We start from the raw sequence: 21048 nt of genomic DNA on the forward strand, positions 1-21048 counted from the left end.
GTCCCCCTCAATGACTCAGTGTTTACTCGACCAGCCGCTGTACGTCGCGACGTTGTCGCGGGTGATCAGTTTGGGCGTGAGCAGCGTAACCGTTTCGGCCGGCGCCTTGTCGTTGAGAAGGTCATTGCCGATGTTCACCGCCGTCTGCGCCATGGCCCATGGGTCCTGGCTGGAGGACGCCTGGATCTGGGTGTCGGTCTTCAGCGCATTCTCGATATCCGGTGCGCCATCCACCGAGGTGATGATGATACCGCTGCGTTTAAGCTGCTTGGCCGCCAGGTCGCTGCCGATGGCCTGGGGGTCGTTGATCGCGAACAGACCGTCGATTTTCGCAAAACGCGTGAGGTAGCCCTGCATCACGTTCAGGCCGCCTTCACGCGAGCCCTTGCCGTCCTGGTCATCGGACAGCACCTTGATCTGCGGCGCAGCGGCCAAGGCGGCCTTGCAACCTTTGACGCGGTCGGTCACGGCAGTCACTTGCGGGCCGTTCTGGATAATCACGTTGCCTTTACCCGCGAGTTTGTCCACCAGGAATTGGCAGGCCAGTTTGCCGGCTTCGACGTTGTCGGTCTGCACGGTCGCGTTGACCCCCTTGGCGTCCACGTCCACCGCCACCACGACGATACCGGCGTCACGGGCTTTCTTGATCGCCGAGGCCATGGCGGAGGGGTCGACGGCGTTGATCAGAATCAGGTCGACCTTGGACGAGATGAAGTTGTCGATCTGCGAAAACTGCTTGCTCAAGTCATAGTCGGCCGACACCGACGTGACCTTGACGCCGGGGTTCAGCTCCTTGGCGCGGGCCGTGGCGCCGTCGGCCAGGGTCACGAAATACGGGTTGCCCAGCGAGCCCATGCTGATGCCCAGGGCTTTCAATTCACGCGCTTCCACGGCTTGGGACATCAGGGCAGCCAAGGCAATGACGGGAAAGATGTGTTTTAGGTTCATGTGGGTCTCTCTTGTGATTGTTGTAGGAGTGAACTCAGGTCCGCGCACCGGACTGGCGATAGCGATCCAGCGCGACCGCGCCGATGATCACGATGCCCTTGATGATGTACTGCCAGATATCCGAGACGCCCAGCAGCACCAGGCCATTGGTCAGTACCGCGATGATCAGTGCGCCGATCAGCGTGCCGCCGATGGTGCCGACGCCGCCGGTAAAGCTGGTGCCGCCGAGGATCACTGCAGCGATCGCATCCAGCTCGTAGGATTGCCCCAGTTGCAGGCCATTGGCGGCGAACAGGCGTGAAGCACTCATCACCGCGCCAAGCCCGGCCAACGCACCGGACATCGCGTAGACGAACAGCAGCACCTTCCACACCTTGATCCCGGAGAGCCGCGCCGCTTCCGGGTTGCCGCCCACCGAATAGATCTGCACGCCCATCACCGTGCGCCGCAGGATGAACCACGACAACGCCACCACCGCGACCGCGATCACCACCAACCACGGCACGCCGAGGATCGAGTCATTGCCGATAAAGGCAAACGGCAGGTCGGGGTTGAACACGGTCTTGTCGTCGGCCAGCAAACGCGCCAGGCCGCGCATGGCGGTCAGCGCGCCGAGGGTGACGATAAACGGCGGCAAGCGCATGAACGCGATCAACCCACCGTTGACCAGGCCCAGCAACAGGCCAAAGCCAATCCCGGCGGCAATCCCGAACATGCCGAACTGCGGCGACATCGAGGCCTGCAACGCCACCACGGCGGACGCCGCGAGGATCGCGCCGACGGACAGGTCGATGCCGGCAGTGAGGATCACAAAGGTCATGCCCGCCGCCAGCACCACGTTGACCGAGGCCTGTTGCGTGATGATCGACAGGTTCTGCACCGTCAGGAAGTTTTCGCTGGCCAGGGCAAAGCCCACCAGCAGCAGGACCAGCACCGGCAGCATGCCGACGCTGCGCATCAGTTCCCTGAGCCGCTCGGCCTTGCCGATTGGCGGGAGGGTCATTGTGTTGTTCGAATCAGCCATGGGCAGCCACCTGATCGCCACCGGTGGCGAGGTCAATAATACGTTCCTGGGAAATGACGTGGCCCGAAGCCCCGCCGACTTCGGCCACCAACTGGCCTTCGCGCATGATCAGCACGCGGTCGCAGGTGCCGATGATTTCCGGCAACTCGCTGGAAATCACCACGACGCCTACGCCGGCCTGCGCCAGTTGATTGATGATGCGGTAGATCTCGGATTTGGAGCCGATGTCCACGCCGCGCGTGGGTTCGTCGAGGATCAGCACATGCGGCTTGACCTCCAGCAGCCGCGCCAACAAGACCTTTTGCTGATTGCCGCCGGACAACGCGCCGACGTTGACCTTGCCCGACGCCACGCGAATCGACAGCGACTTGATCGCGTCCTGCGAGCGTTGCGCGGCATGCCGTCGATTGAGCACGCCACCGGCATGGGCGTCCGGCACACAGGCGCAGACATTGATGTTGTCGGCCACGCTCATGTCCAGGAACAGGCCCTGGGCCTTGCGGTCTTCGGTGAGGTACACCACGCCGGCGCGGATCGCGTCGGCCGGGGTGCGCAGTTGGGTGACGGTCTTGCCCACCACTTCCAGGGTGCCGCCGGTGCGCGGGTCGGCGCCGAAGATCAGCCGCGCCAGTTCGGTGCGCCCTGCCCCCACCAGGCCGGCGATGCCCAGCACTTCGCCGGCATGCAGGTCGAAGCTGCAGTTGCGCACGCGTTTGCCGTCGGCCATGTCGCGCACGCGCATCACCACCGCGCCAGGGTCATAGGCCGCGTGCTCCTTCTTGTAGAAACCGGAGAGGTCGCGGCCGACCATCATCTTCACCAACACCTCGGCCGACAGCGCGTCACGGGTCAGTTCGCCGATGTACTGGCCGTCGCGCAGCACCGAAACCCGGTCCGACAGTTCGTAGATCTCAGCCATGCGATGGCTGATATAGATGATCGCCAGGCCCTGGCTGCGCAGTTGTTTGATCAACGCGAACAGGCGATCGGTCTCGCGCGACGAGAGCGGCGTGGTGGGCTCGTCCATCACCAGAATCTTGGCGTGGGCATGCAGGGCGCGGGCGATTTCCACCAATTGACGTTCGGCAATCGACAGGCTGCTGACCCGCGTTGCCGCGGTGAACTCGGCGCCCAGGCGTTGCAGCACTTCCACGCAACCGGCCTGCATGCCCTGGCGGTCGATGGTCCAGCCACGGCGCAGTTCGCGGCCCAGGTAGATGTTCTCGGCCACGCTCAGGTTCGGGCACAGGCTCAGTTCCTGATAGATCACGGCGATGCCGAGGGCTTTGGCGGTGGCGGGGTCGAACGTGGCGACAGGCTGGCCGGCGATGCGGATGGTGCCGCCCGGGTCGGCCTGGTAAGCGCCGGAGAGGATTTTCATCAGGGTGGATTTGCCGGCGCCGTTCTCCCCCATCAAGGCGTGGATTTCGCCGGGGTAGACTTTCAGGCTGACATTCTTGAGCACGCGCAAACCGTTGAAGGTTTTGCTGATGCCCTGCATTTCAAGCAAGGGTTCGAGGCTCATGACTGAGCTCCTGAATTTATTATTTTTGTATTCGCGCTCCTTGGATCAGAGCCGATCACCACCGACTCTAATCAGATAGATTTGCTTACGCAAGCGCTTGCGTAGCCCGTTTGTCGCTTGATGAAACGTTTCATCAAGCGACTTAACCGCAACCTCAGCGTTCTTAACGTTTTGGCAGCATGCGCAGCAAGGTGTTGTCCCGCACCCAATAGTGGTGGAACAAACCGGCGGCGGCGTGCAGGCCGACCAGCCAATAACCGGCGCTGCCCAACCATTCATGCCAGTGCTTGAACTGCCTGGCCAGGTCGGGGTCCGCTGCGACCAGGGTCGGCAAGGAAAACTCGAAATACGGCACCGGTTTGCCTGCGGCGTTGAGCATCAGCCAAGCCAGCAGCGGCGTGACGATCATCAGGCCGTACAACGCCAGGTGCATCAGGTGCGACACACCCGTCTGCCAGGCCGGCGGGCGCGGCACGATCGGTGGGCGCGGCGTCAGGCGCCCGAGCAGGCGCAGCCAGACCAGCAGGAAAATCCCGATACCGAACAGCGCATGGGCGCCGAGGAACAGCCCCTTGAGTGCGTGCCCGCGGGGCAACAGACCTTTGATTTCGATGCAACCGTACACGCCGACAAACAACGCCAGCATCAACCAGTGCAGAATCATCGACAGCCTTGAATAGCGCGCTGTCATCAGGTTTTCGCTCATAGAAAAGGCACCTTGTGCAGGGGTTGGGGCCGAACCCGGCCTTGATAAAGTCGCGGTCACCCTGCCCGGCTAGTCTTAAGACAATCTGAAGATCGCTGAAACGATCATTTTCGCCACCTTCAGACTTCGTTAAGAAATGCCTTTGATACTTCTCCCAACTTCACTTGGGAGGCATAACGCCAATGCCCGGTATCGATTGGAAGATTCCCCTGCCCCTGCTGTTCGGCCAAGCCGACAGCGCATCGCTGTGCCTTTCCCGAGCACTGCCTCAAGACCCCCAACGCCCGGCCTTCGAAGCCTTCATCCAGCAGCGCTTTCGGATTGCCCACGGTGCCGATATCCGTCATTTCATGCCGCAGCTGTTTGGCGTCAGCCAGGCCAACGGTGAACTCTGCGCCGTCGCCGGGGTGCGCCTGGCGAGCGACGAGTCGTTGTTCCTGGAGCGCTACCTCGACCATCCGATCGAGCCGCTGATCAGCGCCGCCGCCGCGCAACCGGTAGACCGCCGGGCCATCGCCGAAGTCGGCAACCTGGCCGCCAGCGACACCGGCAGTGCGCGCCTGAGCATCATCGCCATCACCTGGTTGCTGGCCATGGCCGGCCTGGAGTGGGTGGCATTCACCGGCAATATCGGCCTGGTCAACAGTTTCCATCGCCTCGGCCTGAAGCCCGTCACCCTGTGCGCCGCCGACCCGCAGCGCCTGGGCGATGAGCGCCATCACTGGGGCAGTTATTACGAAAGCCAACCCTGGGTGCATGTCGGCAATATCCGCGCCGGCTTCATCCATCTGCGCAACATGGGCCTGTTCTCGCGCCTGGGGTTGCCGACCACGATTGAGGATGCCTGCCATGTCGCCTGAAACCCGCCGTTTCCACGCTGTTCTTCGCGGCTATGCCGAACGCAATGACGGCGCCGTCGCCCTGTGGGGTGACACCTTGAAGATGGATTACACCGCGCTGTTCGCCGAGGTGACCGCTCGACAGGAACGCCTGCGCGATGAAGGCGTGAAGGTGGTGGCGCTGGCCCTGGACAATGGCATCGAGGCCATGCTGTGGGACCTGGCGATCCTGTTCGAAGGCTTGACCTGCCTGACTCTGCCGCCGTTCTTCAGCCCGACCCAGCGCGCCCACTGCCTGGAACAGAGCCACGCCGAGCGCGTGATCGCCGAGCCCTACCTGGACGCCGAATTGCACGCTGGCGGTTACCGCAAAACCGGTGACTTCTGGTGCCGCGCGTTCGACGGCCGCCCTTCGATGCCCCTGGGCACGGCCAAAGTGACCTTTACCTCCGGCACCACCGGCACGCCCAAAGGCGTGTGCCTGAGCGCCGACAGCGTATTGCGGGTGGCCCGCGAGTTGTACCAGGCCAGCCATGCCAGCGACCCGCGCCATCACCTGTCATTATTGCCGCTCGCCATCCTGCTCGAGAACCTGGGGTGCTACGCCGCGCTGTATGCCGGCGCCACCTTGAGCCTGCCCAGCCAGAAGAGCCTGGGCATCCAGGGCGCCAGTGCGGTGGACGCCGCGCAATTGCTCGGTTGCCTGGCGGTGCGCCAACCCCACAGCCTGATCCTGGTTCCGCAGTTGCTGCTGATGCTGGTCATCGCCGCCGAGCAGAAAGCCTTCAACCCGCAAGGCCTGCGCTTTGCCGCGGTGGGCGGTGCGCGGGTCTCCGAGGCCTTGCTGCTGCGCGCGCAGCACTTGGGCGTGCCGGTGTTCGAAGGCTACGGCCTGTCGGAATGCGCCTCGGTGGTGTGCCTCAACCGGCCCGGCGCCCAGCGCGCCGGCAGTGTTGGCCAGCCGCTGCCCCATGTGGAGATCCGCCTCGCCGAAGACAACGAGGTGCTGATCAAGGGCTCGACCTTGCTCGGCTATCTGGGCCAGACCGAACAGCCCGAACAATGGTGGCCCAGCGGTGACCTGGGCGCGTTCGACGACGACGGTTTTCTCTACCTCAAAGGCCGCAAGAAGCATCAATTCGTCACCAGTTACGGGCGCAACGTCAACCCGGACTGGGTCGAGGCCGAACTGACCCAGGGCGGCGCCATCGCCCAGGCCTTCGTCTACGGCGAAGCCCTGCCGCAGAACCACGCGCTGCTGTGGCCTCATCGCGCCGACTGCACCGACGCCCAACTGGCCGCCGCCGTGGCCCTGGCCAACAGCGGCCTGCCCGACTACGCACAGGTGCATCGCTGGACGCGCCTGGAAGAACCGTTCACCGCCGCCAACGGCTTGCTCACCGCCAACGGCCGGCCACGGCGTGACGCCATCGTCGCGCGTTATCAATCCCAACTTGCCCCTGCACTCAACGAGGAAACTTCATCGTGAACTTTTTCGACACCCTGCAAGACGCTACCCAACAAGAACGCCAGGCCCTGTTCAGCCTGCCGATCATCCGTGATGCACTGGAAGGCAAGGTCAGCCTGGAGAGCTACCGTGAATTCCTCGCCCAGGCCTACTACCACGTGCGCCACACCGTGCCGTTGATGATGGCCTGTGGTGCGCGCCTGCCCTCGCGCCTGGAGTGGCTGCGCAAGGCGGTCTGCGAGTACATCGAGGATGAATATGGCCATGAGCAATGGGTGCTCGATGACATCGCGGCCTGTGGCGGCGACCGCGATGCGGTACGTGATGGACGCCCGGGCTTGCCCATCGAGTTGATGGTCAGCTACCTCTACGACCTGATCGCCCGTGACAACCCGGTCGGCCTGTTCGGCATGGTCAATGTGCTGGAAGGCACCAGCATCGCCCTGGCCACCCACGCCGCCGGCAGCATCCGCGATCACCTGCAACTGCCGGAGACGGCGTTCAGCTACCTGAGCTCCCACGGTGCCCTGGACATCGGGCACATGGAAACGTACCGCCGCTTGATGAACAGCCTGGACGACCCCGAAGACCAGGCCGCCGTGATCCGCGCCTCCAAAGTCGTGTACGCGCTGTACACCGACATGTTCCGCAACCTGCCGCGTAGCGGGGAGGCTCCCCATGCGCCTGTCTGAAGCCCGTGTGGTGCTGACCGGCGCCAGCGGCGGCATTGGCCTGGCGATTGCCACCGCACTGTGCGCCAGTGGCGCGCATGTGCTGGCCGTGGCGCGTCATCGCGAACCGCTGGAAGCCTTGTTGGCGCAATACCCGGAACAAATGTGCTGGGTCGGCGCCGACCTGACCTTCCTCAACGACCGGCGCAAGGTGCTGGCCGCCGCGCAAGCCATCGGCGGCGTCAACCTGCTGATCAACGCAGCCGGGATCAACCACTTCGCCATGCTGGAACAGCTCGACGAAAACGAGATCAACGGCATGCTCGCGTTGAACATCACCGCGCCGATCTGCCTGACCAAGCTGCTGCTGCCCATGCTCAAGCAAGCCGCGAGCGCGATGGTGGTGAACGTCGGCTCCACTTACGGCTCCATCGGTTACCCCGGCTATGCCACCTACTGCGCGACCAAGTTCGCCTTGCGCGGGTTTTCCGAAGCCCTGCGCCGGGAACTGGCCGATACGCGGGTCGGCGTGTTGTACGTCGCGCCGCGTGCCACCCACACGCGCATGAACAGCCCTGCGGCGCAGGCCTTGAACGATGCGCTCAAATCCAACGTCGACGACCCGCACAGCGTGGCCGCCGCCGTGATCAAAGCGATTGCCAACGACCGCCGCGATCTTTACCTGGGCTGGCCGGAGCGCTTTTTTGTGCGCCTCAACAGCCTGCTGCCGAACCTGGTCGACCGAGGCTTGCGCAAACAACTGCCGCTGGTCCGCCGCCTCAGCGATAAACCCGTGAAAAAGGATCTGAACCCATGAAACGCCTCTTCGCCGCGCTGCTGCTCACCGCCCTGAGCCCACTCACCTGGGCGCTGGACAGCGCCGACCAGCAACGCCTGACCGAGATCCAGACACGCTGGGCCCATATTCAATACAACTTGCCCGAGGAACAGCGCACCAAGGCCTTTGAGCAACTCGCCGCCCAGGCGACAGCCTTCACCCAGGCGCGCCCTCAAGCGGCCGAGGCCTGGATCTGGTCCGGCATCGTCAGCAGCAGTTGGGCCGGTGCCCAGGGCGGGCTTGGCGCGTTGAGCAAGGTCAAGGCGGCCAAGGTCGACCTGGAAAAAGCCCTCGCCCTCGACCCCAAGGCCCTGCAAGGCTCGGCCTATACCAGCCTCGCCGCATTGTATGATCGGGTTCCCGGCTGGCCGATCGGCTTCGGCGACGCCGACAAGGCTGACCAGTTACTCAAACAGGCCTTGCAACTGAACCCGACAGGCATAGATAGTCTGTATTTCTGGGGGGATCACCTGTACCGGCAAAAACGCTACAGCGAAGCCCGCGAGGCCCTGCAAAAAGCCCTGCTGGCCGCTCCACGGCCGGGCCGGGAAACCGCCGATGCCGGGCGGCGCAAAGAGATCGAAAGCGTGCTGGCCGACATCAACAAAAAACTCAACTGACGGGAGTCCGCGTGCGCCTATTACTGATCGAGGATGACGAAGCATTGGGTGAAGGTATTCACCAGGCGCTGGTGCGGGAAGGCTACACCGTTGATTGGCTCAAAGATGGCAGCAGTGCATTACATGCACTGCTCAGCGAAACCTTTGACGTGGCGGTGCTCGATCTGGGGCTGCCGCGCATGGATGGGCTGGAGGTGCTGCGCCGCTTGCGCGACAGCGGCTCGAACCTGCCGGTGCTGATCCTCACGGCACGGGATGCCACCGAAGACCGGATCGCCGGGCTGGACGCCGGCGCCGACGATTACCTGATCAAGCCCTTCGACCTGGCCGAGCTCAAGGCGCGCCTGCGCGCGTTGCTGCGCCGCAGCGCCGGGCGCGCACGGGTAATGATCGAGCACGCGGGCATCTGCCTGGACCCGAGCACGCAACAGGTCAGCTACCACGGCGAACCGGTGCTGCTCACCCCCAAGGAATACCAACTGCTGCACGAACTGCTGTCGCCACCGGGCCGCGTCATGACCCGCGACCAGTTGATGCAGTTGCTCTACGGCTGGAACGAAGAAGCTGAAAGCAACACCCTTGAAGTGCATATCCATCACCTGCGCAAGAAGTTCTCCAGCGAGCTGATCCGCACCGTTCGCGGCGTCGGCTATCTGGTTGAGGAGCGCGGATGACTTCTATACGACGGCGAACCCTGACCCTGATCATCGGCCTGCTGCTCGCCGGTCTGCTGCTGATCAGCGCGCTCAACCTGCATGACAGCAACCACGAAATCGCCGAAGTCTATGACGCGCAACTGGCGCAGAACGCCCGCCTGCTCCAGGGCGTGATGAGCATGCCGCTGGCCAGTCAGGACCAGGAAGACCTGTACCGCGCATTCAACAAAGCCTTGGGCGAAGCGATGCCCAAAGTGGATGGGCACCCCTACGAAAGCAAAGTCGCCTTCCAGGTGTGGAACCCCAAGGGCGAACTGCTGGTGTTCACCGCCAGCGCCCCGTCATTTGTCCCCGCGCCCACCCAGCCGGGCTTCAGCAACGTCGAAGACCTGAACGGCCGTCAATGGCGCGGCTTTGTGCTCAAGGACAAGGACAACGGCCTGCGGATCTGGGTGGGCGAGCGCGACGACGTGCGCGACGACCTGGTGCAACGCATCGTGCGGCATACCTTGTGGCCCAACGTGCTGGGCAGCCTGATTCTCGCGGCGATGGTCTGGCTGGCGATCGGCTGGGGCCTCAAGCCCCTGGCCGATATGGCCGCCACCCTGCGCGCGCGGCATTCGGGCTCGCTCGAACCGATGCAACTGACGCCGCTGCCCACGGAGCTTGAGCCGATGCAGGCGGCGCTCAACCGCATGCTCGCGCAGATCCAGGAAATGCTCGGCCGCGAACGGCGCTTCATTGCCGATGCGGCCCATGAAATGCGTACACCATTGGCGGTATTGCGCGTGCATGCCCAGAACCTGCTGGAAGCCGGCACAGAAACCGAACGGCGCGAGTCCCTGGCCTTTCTGATCGCCGGCGTCGACCGCACCAGCCGCCTGGTCAACCAATTGCTGACCATGGCGCGCCTGGAGCCCAGCGCCGGGCAACCGCCGGTACAGGCCATCGACCTGGCGACAACGGTGCGCGAAACCCTGATTCAGTTGACCCCGTGGCTGTTGAGCAAAGGCCTTGAGCTGGTATTCGACGTCGAGGATGGCCCGTGCCCGGTGAATACCGACGCCGCCGCGATCAATATCGCCCTGACCAACCTGGTGACCAACGCCGCGAATTTCTCCCCGGAACACGGGGTGATCACCGTGGGCTTGCGCAAGAACGCCATGCGTTTTGCCCTTACCGTCGACGATCAGGGCCCTGGCATCGACGAAAACCAGCGCGAGCGCCTGTTCGAACGCTTCTACAGCCGTGGCAATGCCCAAGGCGCAGGCCTGGGCCTGACCATCGTACAAACCATCGCCCAACGCCTGGGCGGCCAGGTCAGCCTGGAAAACCTGGCGGCCGGCGGCCTGCGGGCGACCCTGGAAATCCCTGCCTGACGGAGCATCAGCCGGCCCATGTGACCAGCCACATCGCGCCGACCAGCAAGACCTGGCCGACGATCACATACACCGCGAAGTAACGACCGCCGCTGACCCCGGCCACCACGCACTTGCTCAGCGCGTTGCAACTGACCGCGAGCAACACCGGGATGGACGCGGCCTCCAGGGACAGCTGGCCGCTGGTGGCCAGGGCCGCGATCGAGGCGATGGACGCGTGGGCATCGGCAAAGCCACTCAGGGTGGCAGTCAATATCACGCCGACCTGGCCGAAGTGATGGAGCATCAGCGACGACAAGAAGGTAATGCCGGTCAGGGTCACGACCATGATCAGCGCCAGCTTGAGGTCGAATGCGCCGCCCACCTTGATGGTTTGGCTGGCCGCCGCCGTCGGCGCGTGCCACATCAGGCACACACCGTACAACGCGGTGGTGGCAAACCCGGCGAGCAGTGGCCAGGCCATCTGCGACAGCAGTGCCGGTTCCACGGTGCCGAGGATCAGCGCCACCTGGGCCACCGTCGCAATATTCGAGAAAATGGCCGCCGCCGCGAGGATGCGCAGGTGCTCCGGCTCTTTGGCGACCATCTGGCCCATGGCGGCAACGGTCACGGTACTGGAGGCGAACCCCGAAGCAATGGCGCTCACGACGTAGCCATAACGTGGCCCCAGCGCGCGCACCGCCACGTGCCCCACCGCGCCGACCGCCATCAACAACACCGTCAACGTGCAGATAGTGCGCGGGTTCAGCGCGCCGTAGGGGCCGATAAAGCGATCCGGCGCCAACGGCAGGACCACCAGCGCAACGACCAACAACAACAGGCCGTCGCGCATTTCAACATCGGTCAATTGACTGCGGGCAAAGTTGTGCAACTTGTCGCGATAGGCCAGCAGGCCGGCCACCACCACGCCGACGGCCGTGGCCTGTTCGGGAGCGACCCCACACCAGGCGCCCAATAGCAGCACCGTGAGCAACGCCACTTCACTGGTGATCCCCGGGTCGTTGTCCCGGCTCTTCCAGTAAGCGGTACTGACGATCACGGCCAGGCACCCGGCGATCAGGCCCAGCAACAGGCCACCGCCGACTTGCTGCGAGACGTAGCCCAATAACGCGGTAATCGAATAGGTGCGCAAACCGGCAAACGCGCGCAACTCGCCCTGGCCCTTGTGGCGTTCGCGCTCAAGGCCGATCAGCATGCCGATGCCCAGCGCCGCGGCGGCACCGGCCAGCCCGAGGGTTTGCGTCATTTACAGGCGCCTTCAGGGCGTGATCGCGACCTTCATGACACCGTCGCGCTGATGGGCAAACAGCTCATAGGCAGCCTCGATATCGTCGAGCTTGAAACGGTGCGTCACCAGGGGCGACAGATCCACCCCGCCGCTGGCCACCACGGCCAGCAAGCGGCGCATGCGTTCCTTGCCGCCGGGGCATAGGGTCGACACGATGCTGTAATCCCCCAAGCCGGCGCTGAACGCGTCGTAGGGAATGTGCAGGTCGCTGGAGTAGACCCCCAGGCTGGAGACCCGCCCTCCCGGACGCAGCACGCGCAATGCCGACTCGAACGTACCCTGGGTGCCCAGGGCCTCGATCGCTACATCAACCCCACGGCCGTCGGTGATGGTCATGATCTGCTCGACCACATTGCCTTTCTTGAAGTCGACGATATGGGTGGCGCCCAGGCTGCGGGCGACGTTCATGCGCTCGCTGACGCCATCGACACCGATGATCATCGACGCGCCTTTGAGCCGGGCGCCCGCCACCGCGCACAGGCCGATCGGCCCGAGGGCGAAGACCGCGACGGTGTCGCCGATGGTCACCTCACCGCGCTCGGCGCCGGAAAAGCCGGTGGACATGATGTCCGGGCACATGAGCACCTGTTCGTCGCTCAGCCCATCGGGGATCGGGCACAGGTTGGCCAGCGCATCGGGGACCAGTACGTATTCGGCCTGGCAGCCGTCGATGGTATTGCCGAACTTCCAGCCGCCGGCCGCGCGAAAGCCATGCCGGGTGTCGGGGCCGTCCTGGGAGCCGCAGCCGCACAGGCAGGCATAACTCTGCCCGCTGGGCGTGATGGCGCCGGCGATCACCCGCTGCCCCTCAACGAAACCGCGCACCTGGGAGCCCAGCCGCTCGATCACGCCCACCGGTTCATGGCCCACGGTCAGCCCTTTGGCCACCGGGTACTCACCGCGCAGGATATGCACGTCGGTGCCGCAGATGGTCGTGGTGGTGATACGCACCAACGCGTCCAGCGGGCCGACTTCGGGGATGGGTTTGTCGTCGAGGACGATGCGGTTTTTTTCAACGAAGACAGCTGCTCTCATGGTTGCCACGGCGTGATCTCCTGCGTCTGGAAAAGCCTGAATGACATCCAGACTGCACCGCGATGACAACACGGGGGTTGATCATTATCAACAATCCTCTGATTGATCGAGACACCCGGCCGGATGTCGCTGAGCGTGCGCTGGCTCAAGGCGACTTGATGCAAGTCAAACCGGCGCCGGCGCCCGGCGCCATGATCTAGAGTAAGTATCATTGCCCGATGCTATCTGCTGGTTACCCAAGGGAGATTGCCCATGTCTGCTCAAGCACGTTTCTTACTGCTGGTTTCGCCACTGATGGAACACAGCCCCGCCTTCGACCGGGCCGCCGCCCTGGCCAAGGCTGAAGGCGCCGCGCTGCACATCCTCGCCTTCGATTACCTGGAAGGCCTGGCTACCGCCGGCCTGGTCAACGAGCAGGCGCTGGAACAGATGCGAATTGGCTATGTAGAGCGCCATCACCAGTGGCTGGAGGATCAGGCCAGGCCTTTGCGCAACCTCGGCCTGACCGTCACCACCGAAGTGGCGTGGGTGGAGCGCCCGCTGCAGGAAATTCTGATTCGTCTTAAGGAAGAGCCCATGGCCGTGGTGATCAAGGCGCTGGAGCATGAGTCCCTGTTGTCGCGCTTGTTGTTTACGCCGCTGGACGTCCACCTGATTCGCGAATGCCCGGTGCCACTGCATTTTGTCAGCGGTGCGCCCCATGCGTTACCGCGCAAGATCGTCGCGGCCGTCGACCCGTTCCATCACGACGAGCACTACGACAGCCTTAACGACCGCATCCTGCATGAAGCCGTCAAACTGGCGACAGCCTGTGATGCCGAGGTCGAGGTGATTTATGCCCATGACCTGTCCGATCTCGGCGCTCAGGAGTATGGATTCGGCAGCGGTGCCGGGTTCTTCTCTTCGGTGGCCGCCAAACGGCTGTTCGACGAACAGGGGCAGGCCTTCAATGACTTGGCCGCGCGCAACGGTATTCCGCCGGCGCAGCGCCATATGATTTTGGGTAACCCGGCGAAAGTGCTGTCCAGCTATGCCGATGCCTACAACGTCGATGTGATCGTCATGGGCCGGGTCGGTCATCGCGGCCTATCGCGCCTGCTCGGCAGTACCGCCGAAATGCTGCTGTACAAAATGCCTTGCAGCGTGTGGATGGTTAAACCGGAAGTGCTCGACTGAGCGCGGCAACGTATGCACACCCTCGCTGCACACTCGCAGCGAGGGGCATGTCAAAGGCATTCATTAGGGTGGCATAGCGAGGCTTATTGCACTCAAAAGCGATCAGCGGTTCAAATATATAAACCTTGCACCTATCTTTCTCCAATGTTTGGATGTTAAGTGAGAGGAATGTATATGTGTATGTGCAAGAGGCTTTTGTGATGAAGTCAACTCCAATTCTTGTACAAGTCCAACATTTAAAAACAACCTGCGCGAGCTGCAGCGTTTTAGAGTTGTGTTTACCCCTGGGTTTGACCGAGATCGAAGTGGGTCGCCTGGACACATTGATTCCACAACGCGTCAAAGTCAAAAAAGGTGCTTCGCTGTATCGCACCGCTGATCCGTTACGCTCGCTTTACGCCGTGCGTACCGGATTCTTCAAGACCTGCATACTGTCCATGGATGGTCGCGAGCAAGTCACCGGGTTCCAGATGGCCGGGGAAATGCTCGGCCTCGACGCCATCAGTGCCGACACCCATGCCTGCAACGCGATTGCGCTGGAAGACAGCGAAGTGTGCCCTCTGCACTTCAACCAACTGGAGCGACTGGCCGGTCAAATACCGTCGTTGCAACATAACTTGAACAAAATCATGAGCCGCGAAATTGTGCGTGATCACGGCATGTTATTGCAGATGGGTAATATGAACGCCGATGAGCGGCTTTGTGCATTTGTATTGAATATATCAATGCGTATGAGTACGCGTGGTTATTCATCGCGATCTTTTATATTACGCATGAGACGAGAAGAGATCGGCTCTTATCTGGGCCTGCGCCTGGAGACGGTGTGCCGCAGCATTGCGCAGTTACGCAAACTGGGCCTGGTGCATATCAGCGCACGCAATGTCGAGATTCTCGACCTGGCGAAACTCAAGACGTTCATATCCGGCTGTCATCGGCATGGTCCCGAGTAACAGGGCCTCATCTGATCCAAATCAGCTTTATCTGTCGGCAAAGGCGTAGAACCGAAGCAACAGGGGGCCGCTCCTGTCGCCCCCAAACCTCGGAGCTCACACCATGCTTACCGTCGAAGAGCACAACAGACAAGCCGCCATCGCCTATAAAACAAGCCCGGAACCGCACTGGATCGATAAGCTCAATGACGGCCGCCATGTGCTGGTGCGCCCGCTGAGAATCGAAGACCGGGATCGCGAATATAACTTCATCAAGAGCTTGTCTCGCGAGTCCCGGCACGCGCGCTTCCTCGGCGAAATCAACGAGCCCGGCAAGACCCTGCTCGATCAATTGATGGATGTCGACAATCAGCAACGCGTGGCGTTTATTGCCCTGGTGCATGACAACGGCAAACTGATCGAAATCGGCGTTGCGCGCTATGCCGCGGCCAAAGAGCACGAATGCGAATGCGCGGTCACCGTGGCGGACCCTTGGCAGCACCTGGGACTTGGGCACATTTTGATGCAACACCTGATGACCGCGGCGAAAAAAACGGCTTCACGTCGATGTACACCGTGGATGAAGCGAGCAACACCCCGTTGCGTGAGCTGACTAACGCGTTGGGCTTCCACACCGTCACCAATCCGGATGACGCTACCCAAGTGATCAGCAGCGTGAAGCTCTGAGTAGCACTGCACGGTAAAAAGGGCGGCGCGCCGCCCTTGCCTTCCATACACTCGTTTGAGTGTATTCATACCGAACCGAAAACGTCTGTTGCGCGAACGCCTGTAAGCAGGGTGAACCGCACCTGCGCCTGGTACTGCGTAATACCGGGTAACGGTGTTTTGGCTGAACGAAGGAATCAAGACCGCTTCTGTCGCTACACAAGGTTAATGCCACGGGCACTGCCCCCCTGGCGTCATCTCGTAACCTCAGGCGACAGACCTCATGACCAGTGTTTCCACGCACATCACCGCACAACCCCAGCCATTCGCCCTATCCCACCTGCCACTCGCCAGACACAAACGCGAAGCCCCTGCCCCCACCGAGTCGGCAGGCGACGCTCGTACCGAAGGCGATCGCGCATTGGCGGCCGAATACAGTACTGCGTTGCTGCTGGCGGCCAATCGCGAGAGCAATATCAACATCCGCCCGATACCTGCCGATTCCTCATTCGGTCGGTGGTGGGGGCAGTTGCGTGCCGCCTTTCGATCACCCGACGTCGTTCAGTGGATGCGTGACAAAGGTATTAATGCTGAGTCGATAACACTCAAACCGGAATCGGGAACGATCACCTTCAAGCTCAAGCCTTCGGTTGATCCCGAGCAGAAACTGCATACCGTCGGGCAAGACGACAGGCGCTGGGGCGCGATCAGCGGCCCCATCCTCCAGGCCGCGCGCGTGATCAACGCGGGCCACGAGGATACGGCCTTCACGCCGCCGGCAAGTGATCTCAGTGAATCCGCACCTTGGTTTATGGTGGGGCGGTTTTATCAAGAGCGGCAAGACCTTACAGGACCGGCGATGCGCAGGCGCGCTGAAGAACTCGACCGGGACCAAGGTTTTTCACGCCTCGACCCGAGCAGCGCGGCAGACTTGATTGAATCGCGTAGCGCGGACGCGCTCCAAAAACAGGAAGCCACGGTGGGCGATGTGCTGAATCGGTATGAGGCCATCAACGAGCTGCGGCACCTGGCAAAGTCCGTGGACATCCGCAATCCCGAGCAAATCCCGGGCGAATTGAAGAGGCGGACGCTCTCTCTGTCTTCCCCGAGTACCTACCAACCCATCAGTGCTAGCCAATCGAACAGGGTCAGCCTCGTGCAATTCCTGGAAGATCATGGCTGGCATATTCCCACCCATCACGAACAGCTGGAGAACCTCGCAACCGCCCTCTCAACCCCGGCGCCCAAGATGCCAGCGCACGGTAACCTCGGCGGAGCGCTGGCTTGGCCTGTGCCGCTGGATCAGGGAGACCTGCAACAGCTGAAGGCAGATATTGGTACAGGCAAAATTGGCGATATTGACTTAGGACCGTCAAAAAATGTCCTGGACTACCTGCTGAGCGGCAGGACAATTTCCGCGGCGGAACAGAGCAACCCGCGAAGGCTGATCGATACCTGGATCACATCGCCCAGAGGCAAGGCGCTGGGTGAGGCCATTCAAACTGCGTTCGAGACGCGGGGTGTCAAAGGCAGTGCTTCTGACTGGCTGCTCACGGCCCTGAACAGCGAAAGCGCCAGCGTCTCTGGCGACGACGTCGATCACCAAGCCCCTGGTCAAATTGAAGGCTATCGGCTGGTCTCGGCGGAGAACTCGGGCAAATCACCGTCGACGGTTGTCAAGGAGCTGGAGGATCACCTGGTCGCCAAAGGTAAAGCCTCATCCCCGGAAAAAGCCACGATTCAGGCTCACCTGTTACTGGCCAGCCGGGCACCGGAATTCCTGATCAAGGACATCCCGGAAGGCGTCGTCGTGGGCACCCACAGCTGGGTCAGTCTTGCCACGGCGGTTGCCCGAATCGAAGCGAAAGCGCCAGGAAACACGGCGTCGATGAGCTACGCCGACGCTATGCTCGAAGCCAGCGTTGCGCCGATCTCTGACGACGAACGCACTCTCGAATATGTCGCCCAGACCGACGCAATCAAACACTGGAGCGTTGCCAACGGTATGGATTACCCGTCGACGGATGCCTCAATGACGACTGCCCGCGAGGCCTACAGCGCGCAGATTCGAGAGTTGAGAGAGGCTGCGCAAACGCACATCGGGCAAATGCCGACGACGAGGGGCATTGCGCTGGAACAGTTAAAAGTAGCGCTGCCTCACGTCGACCCGGAACTGTTCGAAGAAAAAACTATCACCCTGCAGCCTTCCAACCGGCACTTCCCCGGGCCTTACTCGATACTGGACATGTATATCGATGGTCGAGGACTCAAAGGCGCACCGGACTCAGCGGATAATTGGGGGGAAGCGGGCCGTGGTTTCGTGAACCTACTGACATTTGGCGGCGTCACTCTGCGGCCGGACGGTCGTCCCAGCGCATGGGTGTCCTCCTCGGACGGGTTCAGCATTAGCGATGTGCTGGAACGGCTTAACGAACTACCGCGCCCGACGGAGATATTCAACGAGACGTTCTCGGATTACTCCAGTGCCGTCAAAAAAACGACCGCCGCGCAGCTCAAGCACCTTATTTCGAAACAGCCGCTGGAGGATCGGCAGAATCTGGAGTTTGGCAAAATAACAATCCGCAAAGAAATGTCGTTCCACCGCGCCGATCAGCCCAGGCGTGTTTCAGACGGTGTTCTGCTGGTCGAGACCGAGCGCAATGGCCAGCGCATGAGCTATGAAATCGACCGACTAAAAGGGACGGTAACCAAGCTGCCGGACAAGACTTATCGGGACTATGAGCCGACGGTTCATTCTATAAAAGCAGGCAAACGTTTTGATGAGGTAAAACCCGCAGGTCACTATGCAGCGGGGATAACCCATGAAAACAAAGATGCACAAGGCGCATCCAATAGTTTCAGTAGCGCTAGAACGCAATACATCGTTGATGCATTGGTAGAGGATATCAACTTGCCTGCGGTGGAGAAGTACGCCAAGGGCAGAACCACCTTTGACTCTGAAGTACCGCTGCATGAGACCGTTGAGGAGATCGCGCTCAACCTGATCCCGTTACGGTCAGCCATTGTTAATTTTACCAACGGCAATGTTGGTGGGGGCGTTGTCGATCTTGCCTTCGATATCTTTGGTTTCGCCGTCGGCTTGGGAGCCGCGGCAAAAGGCGCGAAAGTCGCGGCGGCCGGCGCATCGACAGTTGCCAAGGTTGGTCAGGTCGCCAAGATTATAGGGCGCGCGACCGTGGGCGCACTCAATCCATTGGACGGGGTTGCCGACCTGGCTCGCGGCGTGGCGAACGGCCTGCATCAAGGCGTCAGCACAGCGATCAAGGGGGTCAAACATCTGCGCGGTTCTTACCGAAGTGTCGATCTACTTGAATTGGCGAAAAAAACCGATGTCGCCGAAGGCACACTCAAAACAGCTAATGGCACACGCGAAAGCAAAGCGCTGGGCAAATTCGATGAGGCGACCAATAAGTGGTACGCCTACGATCCGCTCACGAAGCAGGCATACGGCAGGCCGTTGGACAACTTCAGCGCTGACACGCCGAGGTTGAATGACCCCAATAGCCTGCACTCGATCGGCAGTAATGATGTGGTGAAGACCGCCAGTCAGCAGCACGGCGTGGCAGCAACCGGCACATTCAGCGTGGGGCAAGAGACGGTCGAAGGTAACGTGGTTTTGTTTCAAGGTAATTGGCATCGCTACGACGCGATCAATAAACGTGCCTTCGGCCCGCCGCTGACAGATTTCAAACCGAGCCGGGTCGCGGCCAATGGTGATGTGAGGTCGATGGACGCCGATTTGTTGGGCTATGAGGTCAAGTACATTGCGCCCCAAGAGTTATCGACAAAAGGCTTACAGTCCAATGTGTACGTGGGTCGCAGTAAAAAAGAATATGTAAAAATCGATGGTAAGTTTTATGAGTCACACCTCAAGGATGGCCAGCGAGTTATCCGGCATCCGACGCGCACTGGGCCTGACCTACCGGTCAGGGATCTGGGGCTTTCCGGATGGGAACCACTCTCCAGAACCGACCGCCTCCTGGGGGGCGCGGGCGGCAACCCCTGGAACCCCGGAGAAAATACCTACTTAATCCCGCTGGACGATATCCACCTGACGGGAAACCCGACACGCCCCTATTCGCTGAACCACAAGGACGTAGAACATGATGTCACCTTCAACATCTATGCCGGTACGTGGAAATCCAGCAACCTCAAACCAGCAAGCGGTGCCCCAGACCAGGATTACTTCTGGAGGAGTGGCAAAGGAAAATGGCAACGGGGAACGCTTAGTGAGTTTAAACACGCAAAAAAAGTCGATGCCCGCGCGTTTAAATATGTTGATGTTTCCCCTCCGACAATTTTACGGGTTCCAAAAGATGCTCACCCTATCCCCAAACAGATTCACTATTTTTGGGCTGGCAGTGACATTCCGCCGAACCTGATAGAAAACATCGCCAACAACTCTGCCAATGCACCTGGGTATAAATCCATTATCCATGTAGATGCGGACAGCCCGGCGATGTTCGAAAAAATCAAAAGCAAATTGCACACTCAAGCGCCTGGCCTAAGCGTCATGAATCTGCACGAGGACGATTTTTTCAAACAATTGAAAGACACTGAAATGTACAACTATTTTCGACAGGGGCAAGGTAAAAATCTCGCCGCCACTTCGGATGTCGCCCGTTACCCACTGATGAATAAATACGGAGGCATTTACCTCGACACCGATGATGCGATTCCAGTCAATATTGGCGCTACCGCATTGAAGGCGGGCTCCAGCGACATTCTGCTTAACAGACCCGTCGCCCATACTATTACGGACTACAAACCCTTCTACAACACCAGTAACTTTGCGACACAGCCTGGCAATCCGGTTATTAATGATATGATCGCGGAGATGAACAAGCGATTTTCCGCTAACAAAGCTTACTTTGAAAGCAACCGCCCCACCGTCACCAGAGGCCCCGGAGGGGAAATCCAATACACCTCTGAATTTCGCACCTACGAAAGTAAGATTTTCGAGACGGTAGGCCCAACAATGTTTGATGACGTGCTCCAGTCAAAAAGACCTGACATGTACCATCTGGGCCTCGATGGGTTGGCTAAAGAATCGAAGATTGTCGACGGTAAGCTGGTCTCATCCGGACCGATAGTCGATATTGAACGTGAAGCGCGCCAATATTATGCGAGCAAGGGTATTACTCCGCCGGACCTGCTGGGTAATCAGATAAAAAAAATGAAGGAGCACTACCTATCACTTCTTCACCAACTCCAGATAAAGATTGGTGCCGAACACTCCTGGATAGGAACATGATCAAC

Annotated in this window: 16 protein-coding genes and 1 pseudogene; 11 read left to right on the forward strand and 6 right to left on the reverse strand. The window is 61.0% G+C overall.

What is annotated here, in order from left to right:
- Window positions 1-15 precede the first annotated feature (15 nt).
- From RGV59_RS21425 to RGV59_RS21440, 4 genes are all read right to left on the reverse strand, one after another.
- Window positions 16-948 (reverse strand): ABC transporter substrate-binding protein, encoded by a 933-nt coding sequence (locus tag RGV59_RS21425; RefSeq protein WP_057004076.1) that lies wholly within the window; start codon window positions 946-948, stop codon window positions 16-18.
- A 34-nt stretch (window positions 949-982) separates the two neighbouring features.
- Window positions 983-1951 (reverse strand): ABC transporter permease subunit, encoded by a 969-nt coding sequence (locus RGV59_RS21430; RefSeq protein ID WP_086005473.1) that lies wholly within the window; start codon window positions 1949-1951, stop codon window positions 983-985.
- 13 nt (window positions 1952-1964) lie between these two features.
- Window positions 1965-3497, reverse strand: coding sequence for a sugar ABC transporter ATP-binding protein (locus RGV59_RS21435; RefSeq protein ID WP_108524059.1), 1533 nt, complete (start codon window positions 3495-3497; stop codon window positions 1965-1967).
- Between the two features lie 163 nt (window positions 3498-3660).
- Window positions 3661-4203 (reverse strand): cytochrome b, encoded by a 543-nt coding sequence (locus RGV59_RS21440; RefSeq protein WP_126585287.1) that lies wholly within the window; start codon window positions 4201-4203, stop codon window positions 3661-3663.
- Between the two features lie 182 nt (window positions 4204-4385).
- Here RGV59_RS21440 and RGV59_RS21445 point away from each other — a divergent pair, with 182 nt between their 5' ends.
- Genes RGV59_RS21445 through RGV59_RS21475 form a run of 7 tightly spaced genes read left to right on the forward strand, consistent with a single transcriptional unit; the run spans window position 4386 to window position 10674 of the window.
- Window positions 4386-5063, forward strand: a complete 678-nt coding sequence (locus RGV59_RS21445; protein ID WP_126585288.1) for a thermostable hemolysin — start codon at window positions 4386-4388, stop codon at window positions 5061-5063.
- On the forward strand, window positions 5053-6531 hold the full coding sequence (locus tag RGV59_RS21450) for an AMP-binding protein (protein WP_126585289.1): 1479 nt from the start codon (window positions 5053-5055) through the stop codon (window positions 6529-6531). Before RGV59_RS21445 ends, RGV59_RS21450 begins: the two co-directional genes overlap by 11 nt.
- Entirely contained in the window at window positions 6528-7202 is a 675-nt protein-coding gene (locus tag RGV59_RS21455) for a TenA family transcriptional regulator (protein WP_126585290.1), read from the forward strand. The genes RGV59_RS21450 and RGV59_RS21455 overlap by 4 nt, the downstream gene beginning before the upstream one ends.
- Complete coding sequence (locus RGV59_RS21460; RefSeq protein ID WP_104903150.1) at window positions 7189-7998, forward strand: SDR family oxidoreductase; 810 nt, start codon at window positions 7189-7191, stop codon at window positions 7996-7998. Before RGV59_RS21455 ends, RGV59_RS21460 begins: the two co-directional genes overlap by 14 nt.
- A complete protein-coding gene (locus tag RGV59_RS21465) occupies window positions 7995-8639 on the forward strand; it encodes a tetratricopeptide repeat protein (protein WP_017845734.1) in 645 nt (214 codons plus the stop codon). The genes RGV59_RS21460 and RGV59_RS21465 overlap by 4 nt, the downstream gene beginning before the upstream one ends.
- An 11-nt stretch (window positions 8640-8650) precedes the next feature.
- Window positions 8651-9313 carry a response regulator gene (locus tag RGV59_RS21470; protein ID WP_017845733.1) on the forward strand — a complete coding sequence of 221 codons (663 nt, stop codon included), beginning with the start codon at window positions 8651-8653 and terminating at the stop codon, window positions 9311-9313.
- On the forward strand, window positions 9310-10674 hold the full coding sequence (locus RGV59_RS21475; protein ID WP_017845732.1) for an ATP-binding protein: 1365 nt from the start codon (window positions 9310-9312) through the stop codon (window positions 10672-10674). Before RGV59_RS21470 ends, RGV59_RS21475 begins: the two co-directional genes overlap by 4 nt.
- A 7-nt stretch (window positions 10675-10681) precedes the next feature.
- Here the strand turns inward: RGV59_RS21475 and RGV59_RS21480 are convergent, their stop codons facing one another.
- Window positions 10682-11920, reverse strand: a complete 1239-nt coding sequence (locus RGV59_RS21480) for an MgtC/SapB family protein (protein WP_102617461.1) — start codon at window positions 11918-11920, stop codon at window positions 10682-10684.
- 12 nt (window positions 11921-11932) lie between these two features.
- The gene (locus RGV59_RS21485; protein WP_026139872.1) at window positions 11933-13006 is read right to left on the reverse strand and encodes an NAD(P)-dependent alcohol dehydrogenase; all 1074 of its coding nucleotides are present in this window, start codon (window positions 13004-13006) and stop codon (window positions 11933-11935) included.
- Window positions 13007-13249: 243 nt separating this feature from the next.
- Here RGV59_RS21485 and RGV59_RS21490 point away from each other — a divergent pair, with 243 nt between their 5' ends.
- From RGV59_RS21490 to RGV59_RS21505, 4 genes and pseudogenes are all read left to right on the forward strand, one after another.
- On the forward strand, window positions 13250-14173 hold the full coding sequence (locus RGV59_RS21490) for a universal stress protein (protein ID WP_046484182.1): 924 nt from the start codon (window positions 13250-13252) through the stop codon (window positions 14171-14173).
- A gap of 200 nt (window positions 14174-14373) precedes the next feature.
- Window positions 14374-15123 (forward strand): helix-turn-helix domain-containing protein, encoded by a 750-nt coding sequence (locus RGV59_RS21495; RefSeq protein WP_046484252.1) that lies wholly within the window; start codon window positions 14374-14376, stop codon window positions 15121-15123.
- A gap of 103 nt (window positions 15124-15226) precedes the next feature.
- Window positions 15227-15789: pseudogene (locus tag RGV59_RS21500) on the forward strand (GNAT family N-acetyltransferase).
- 262 nt (window positions 15790-16051) lie between these two features.
- Complete coding sequence (locus RGV59_RS21505) at window positions 16052-21043, forward strand: glycosyltransferase family 32 protein (protein WP_322247039.1); 4992 nt, start codon at window positions 16052-16054, stop codon at window positions 21041-21043.
- The last annotated feature ends 5 nt before the right edge of the window (window positions 21044-21048 follow it).

It is taken from the genome of Pseudomonas sp. FG1 (assembly GCF_034313875.1).
Taxonomy (GTDB): domain Bacteria; phylum Pseudomonadota; class Gammaproteobacteria; order Pseudomonadales; family Pseudomonadaceae; genus Aquipseudomonas; species Aquipseudomonas veronii.